This window comes from Bacillus sp. COPE52 (genome assembly GCF_003355115.1).
Lineage (GTDB): Bacteria > Bacillota > Bacilli > Bacillales > Bacillaceae_G > Bacillus_A > Bacillus_A toyonensis.
On sequence record NZ_CP031292.1, the window covers coordinates 5,603,889 to 5,604,520 of the forward strand.

The 632-nt window shown below is 53.3% G+C and carries 1 rRNA gene (only partly in view); it reads right to left on the minus strand.

The features are described from left to right. Window positions 1-8 precede the first annotated feature (8 nt). Window positions 9-632, minus strand: a 23S ribosomal RNA gene (locus tag DPQ31_RS29145) (it continues 2,679 nt past the right edge of the window).

Below are 632 nucleotides of genomic sequence, written 5' to 3' on the forward strand. Positions count from 1 at the left end.
CATATTATATGGTTAAGTCCTCGATCTATTAGTATTCGTCAGCTCCACATGTCACCATGCTTCCACCTCGAACCTATCAACCTGATCATCTTTCAGGGATCTTACTAGCTTACGCTATGGGAAATCTCATCTTGAGGGGGGCTTCATGCTTAGATGCTTTCAGCACTTATCCCTTCCGCACATAGCTACCCAGCTATGCCCTTGGCAGAACAACTGGTACACCAGCGGTGCGTCCATCCCGGTCCTCTCGTACTAAGGACAGCTCCTCTCAAATTTCCTACGCCCACGACGGATAGGGACCGAACTGTCTCACGACGTTCTGAACCCAGCTCGCGTACCGCTTTAATGGGCGAACAGCCCAACCCTTGGGACCGACTACAGCCCCAGGATGCGATGAGCCGACATCGAGGTGCCAAACCTCCCCGTCGATGTGGACTCTTGGGGGAGATAAGCCTGTTATCCCCGGGGTAGCTTTTATCCGTTGAGCGATGGCCCTTCCATGCGGAACCACCGGATCACTAAGCCCGACTTTCGTCCCTGCTCGACTTGTAGGTCTCGCAGTCAAGCTCCCTTATGCCTTTGCACTCTACGAATGATTTCCAACCATTCTGAGGGAACCTTTGGGCGCCTCC